The sequence below is a fragment of the Collinsella aerofaciens genome (genome assembly GCF_040910185.1).
GTDB lineage: Bacteria > Actinomycetota > Coriobacteriia > Coriobacteriales > Coriobacteriaceae > Collinsella > Collinsella aerofaciens_BF.
The window spans coordinates 26,464-30,913 of record NZ_JBDGBA010000022.1; the positions used below are offsets into that span (position 1 = coordinate 26,464).

General features: G+C 60.5%; 5 protein-coding genes. 3 read left to right on the top strand and 2 right to left on the bottom strand.

Annotated features, from left to right (window positions below; all coding sequences use genetic code 11):
* Positions 1 to 442, top strand: a 442-nt coding sequence (locus AB5Z54_RS08450; protein ID WP_368161194.1) for an aminotransferase class I/II-fold pyridoxal phosphate-dependent enzyme, incomplete at its 5' end; no start/stop codon positions are given.
* Positions 443 to 516: 74 nt separating this feature from the next.
* Here the strand turns inward: AB5Z54_RS08450 and AB5Z54_RS08455 are convergent.
* A complete protein-coding gene (locus AB5Z54_RS08455; RefSeq protein ID WP_368161196.1) occupies positions 517 to 927 on the bottom strand; it encodes a peptide deformylase in 411 nt (136 codons plus the stop codon).
* Positions 928 to 1,132: 205 nt separating this feature from the next.
* Between AB5Z54_RS08455 and AB5Z54_RS08460 the strand changes: the two genes are divergently transcribed.
* Both AB5Z54_RS08460 and AB5Z54_RS08465 read left to right on the top strand, forming a co-directional pair.
* A complete protein-coding gene (locus AB5Z54_RS08460) occupies positions 1,133 to 2,548 on the top strand; it encodes an MFS transporter (RefSeq protein ID WP_368161198.1) in 1,416 nt (471 codons plus the stop codon).
* Positions 2,549 to 2,700: 152 nt separating this feature from the next.
* On the top strand, positions 2,701 to 3,612 hold the full coding sequence (locus AB5Z54_RS08465; protein WP_035137032.1) for a hypothetical protein: 912 nt from the start codon (positions 2,701 to 2,703) through the stop codon (positions 3,610 to 3,612).
* A 238-nt stretch (positions 3,613 to 3,850) separates the two neighbouring features.
* Here the strand turns inward: AB5Z54_RS08465 and AB5Z54_RS08470 are convergent, their stop codons facing one another.
* Positions 3,851 to 4,303, bottom strand: a complete 453-nt coding sequence (locus AB5Z54_RS08470; RefSeq protein WP_148334152.1) for a transposase — start codon at positions 4,301 to 4,303, stop codon at positions 3,851 to 3,853.
* Positions 4,304 to 4,450: the final 147 nt, after the last annotated feature.

The window sequence follows — 4,450 nt, forward strand, 5'->3', positions numbered from 1 at the left end:
CTGCATGAGCGACTTCATCATGGGCGTCAACATGCTCTCGAACATGCGCCTGTGCTCCAACGTGCCGGCTCAGTCGATCGTTCAGACGGCACTCGGTGGTCATCAGTCCGTTAACGACTACATCCGTCCCGGCGGCCGTGTCTACGAGCAGCGCAACTTTGTGTATGAGGCGCTCAACAAGATTGACGGCATCTCGGTGGTTAAGCCGCGTGCGGCGTTCTACATCTTCCCCAAGATGGATGTGAAGAAGTTCAACATCACCGATGACGAGCAGTTCGCCCTTGACCTGCTGCACGAGAAGAAGATCCTGATCACGCGCGGCGGCGGCTTCAACTGGGCTGAGCCCGACCACTTCCGCATCGTGTACCTGCCGCGCATGGAAGTACTCAAAGAGTCCCTCGAAGACCTCGCCGACTTCTTTGACCATTACCGCCAGTCGTAGGGGATAGAAACTCCGCACTATGAAAAGCTCCCTGCAGTTGTTTTGCTGCAGGGAGCTTTCTTGAATCGGCGGAACTAAATAACAATCCCGTTGCAGTGGTCGATTTCGTGCTGGATGATTTCGGCGGTATAGCCCGAGAAGTTTTTGATGCGGTGGACGAAGTTCTCGTCCAAATACTCAACCTTAATGCGGCGATAGCGGGTACAGGGGCGCTCGCCGATCAGCGAGAGGCATCCTTCGCTCGTCTGATAGGCATTGACCTGCTCAAGAATTTGAGGGTTGTACATCAGGAGTGTCCTGTTGCCGTCCTTTACGCAGATGATGCGCTTGCGCACACCGATCATGTTGGCGGCGAGCCCCACGCACTCGTGCTCATGCTCGTGGAGTGTATCCAGGAGATCCTGCCCGGTCACGGCATCGTCGGGTCCCGCGTCTTCGGAAGGCAGGCGCAAAAAGAACTCGGATTTCATGATGGGCTTAATCATGGCGGGCTCCTCATGTCTTATGCTTTCGTGGACTTTTAATAATAGCGCGGAAGGAAAGCTGCGCGTCCGCGTTACAATCTTTCAACGTTGGACCATGTTGCCAGATTCGTCGTGTACGGCGTCTGGCGTAAGTCTAGGGCTCATTTTTCGCCCTGGACCGTTCCTCTGGGGCGATGCGACTGTCGTTCCAAGAGGAAGGAAATGCATGGGGAGCAAATCTCAGCAACAAGTTCAAGTAACGCCATCGGCCTCTGCGGCGATTCTCGTCGTAATGTATATTGCAGCCTTTGTTGCCGCGTTTAACGAGAACATCATTAACGTGGCGTTGCACGACATTATGGCAGCCTTTTCGGTGAGTGCCACCACGGCACAGTGGCTCGTCTCGGGCTACATGATCGTGACGTCGATTTTTACGGCCATCATGGCCTTCCTGTCCGGCCGTTTCTCGACGCGCAAGCTGTTGTTTTTCGCATGCGGATGTATGGTCGCCGGCGAAGTCCTGTGTTTGATCGCTCCGTCGTTTAGCGTTTTGCTGCCAAGTCGTATTTTGCAGGCTGCGGGATCGGGCATCTTGTTTCCGCTCATGATGAACGTGGTGCTGTCTTGCGCCCCGCGCGAGAAGCTCGGTCTGTATCTGAGCCTGGGTGGTGCCTGCATTACGCTAGGGCCGGCGTTTGGACCTGTGATCAGCGGTCTTATGTGCACGTTGTTCGGCTGGAGGGCGGTGTTCGTAGTGCCGCTGGTGGGCGGCATTGTGGTCGCTGCGGCGGGCGTTAAGCTTGTTCAGAATGTCGGAGAGCGCTCGAGCACCACGCTTGATATCCTGTCGGTTGTTTTGCTCGCCGCCGGCATTACGGCATTTGTGTATTCCGTAGGCGAGTTCTCGACCAATCTGATTGCCGGCATCGTGACGCTCTTCGCCGCCATTGTGCTGCTCGGCCTGTTTGCGGTCCGTCAGCTCAGGCTCGAGCATCCAGTGCTTAACGTGCGTCCCATGGCGAGCGTTCGTTTTTGGCCTGCGTGCCTGCTTGTGGTGGTGTCGATGATGACGACGTTCTCGATGAGCGTTTTGTTGCCGCTCTATTTTGAGGGCGCATACGGCATGACCGCACTTGTTGCGGGCTTGCTCATTTTGCCGGCAATTGCCTGCAACGCCGTGACCTCGATTGTGGGCGGACGCGTGATGGACGCCCGTGGCGCATGGCCGCTGCTGCCGGTCGGCTTTGCCCTGATTGCCGTGGGGCAGACTGCCATCTCGATGACGGCGGCAAGCATGAACATCGGCGTCGTCGTGGCGCTGACCGTTGTGGTGTATGCCGGAGTCGGTTTGGTGCTGAGCCCCTCGCAAACGGCCGGCTTGGAGACGCTACCCGCCGCTGAACATCCTCACGGAACGGCATTGCTCAACACGTGGAACATGATTGCCGCATCGTTTGGCCCGTCGCTGTTTATCGGCCTGCTCTCGAGTTCTGCGGCGACTGCCGGTGCCGCTGGCATTGCGACCGACGTTACCCAAGCGATTGGATTTGCAGCTGCCGTGCGCGTGGCGGCTGTAATTGCCGTGGTCGGGTTCGTGACATCGCTGGTGTACGCTCGTCGCGAGTCACACATGTCGCATTAATGTGTGCACATAGATTCTGCAGCTAGATTGGATGGCGACACCATAAACTAATGGACGTTTTGCCGAGAGGCATGAATGTTTAAAGCGCAAAGAGTGCGCGACGGGCCCCGCGAATGGGGCGATGATGCCCGAGAGGGCCAAGAAGGAGTCTCATGTCCGAGAACGAAGAGATCATGAACGAGACCGAGAACGAGACCATGGCTGCCGAGGTTGAGGCAGTCGAGACCGTGGAGACCGAAGCTGCCGAGGTTGAGGCTGCTGACGAGGTTTCCGCCGAGGAGGAGGCCGAGGTTGTCGAGGCCGCCGTTGATTACGATGACGAAGAGCTGATGGACAAGATGCAGAAGGCCGCCCGCCTGCTGCGTAGCCGTCGCTTTGCTATTTCCAAGGAGGAGGAGGCCAAGGCCGAGCGCATGGCGAACATCGAGCGCGCCATCAAGCTTCTTGACCTCAAGCCCAAGATGGAGCAGAAGGAAATGTCCGACCTGCTGGGCATGCGCCTTCGTGAGCTCGATGGCCTGATGGCCGAGGCCGAGGCCGCCGATCTGGTCGGCCGCATCGACGACGCCGAGGGCGATATGCGCAAGATCGTTGTCTTCGCTGCCGAGGATGCCGCTGAGGGCCTGGTCGAGCTTGCCAACAAGAAGGAGAAGCTCCTGCCCGAGCTTTCTTACGAGGAGGCCACCGAGCTGATGGCCGCTCTCGATAAGGTCATCGCTCCGCTCGTCGCCATGGGCCTGGACGAGGACCGCGGTCCTCGCGGCGGTCGTGACGATCGCGGTGGCCGTGGCGGCGACCGTGGCGGTCGCGGCGGCTTTGGCGATCGCGGTGGCCGTGGCGGTGACCGCGGCGGCCGCGGTGGCGATCGTGGCGGCCGTGGCGGCTTTGGTGACCGTGGCGGCGATCGTGGCGGTCGCGGCGGCTTTGGTGGCAACCGTGGTGGCTATGGCGACCGTGGCGGCAACCGTGGCGGCTTTGGCGGCAACCGTGGTAACGACCGCGGCGGTCGCGGTGGCGATCGTGGCGGCCGCAACGGCGGCGGCTTCCGCGGCAACCGCTTCTAGTTGGGTTACGCGGTTTTACCAAACCGCGTAACTAGTTGACGCTGCGCGCCCACCAGAGCGACAACTTGTCATTCAAAGAGGACGGCATGACCAGAAGGTCTATGCCGTCCTCTTTTCATGCCAATTTGTTCGCTCTGGTGGGCGCTCGCTGTCGGTGCCAAAACATCGACATTGCCATGATCCAGACCTGCTAAAAGATAGTCGTTGGGTGTTCCTATAGTTTTGTCAACCGTCGGGGCTACTCCCGGTAGGGCACCCGGTCGCGCATCACGGCGTATATCGCCCTGAGCCGCTTCCTCGCGACGGCCTTGAGCGCCCGCCCGTGCCCCATGCCCCGCGCCCTGCAGGCCCGGTAGTACTCGCCGTAGCGCCCCGAGGACCTCACCAGGCTGTTGCACGAGAAGATCAGCAGGGACTTGAGCCTCGCGTCGCCGCGCCTGGACGCCCTGACCGACCTCACCGACGTGCCGGAGCTCCTCACCCTCGGGGCTATCCCGCAGTACGAGGCCAGGTGGTCGTGGTCCGGGAACCTCCCGATGTCGACCGACACCGCGAGCTGCGCCGCGGTCCTCGGGCCGATGCCGGGCACGGTGAGCAGGCACGCGTAGGTCTCGTCGCCCTCGAGCAGCGCCGCCGTCTCGGCCTCGAGGGCCCCGGCCTCGTCGAGGGCCTCCGATATCCGGGCGGCCAGGAACCTGACCTGCCTGTTCTCGGCCTCGACGAGCGCCGGCGGGGGCGCGGTGGAGGCGGCCGCGGCCTCCTGTTAGCGCTACTGTAAAAACAACCAATTTCGCCATCGCACTTTAGCCGATTCCGCCAACGCAATTTCCCCGATCAC

What these genes read in the sequence shown, in the direction of transcription:
- AB5Z54_RS08455 (WP_368161196.1), bottom strand. Translation starts at nt 927, where the DNA reads ATGATTAAGCCCATCATGAAATCCGAGTTCTTTTTGCGCCTGCCTTCC.
- AB5Z54_RS08460 (WP_368161198.1), top strand. Translation starts at nt 1,133, where the DNA reads ATGGGGAGCAAATCTCAGCAACAAGTTCAAGTAACGCCATCGGCCTCT.
- AB5Z54_RS08465 (WP_035137032.1), top strand. Translation starts at nt 2,701, where the DNA reads ATGTCCGAGAACGAAGAGATCATGAACGAGACCGAGAACGAGACCATG.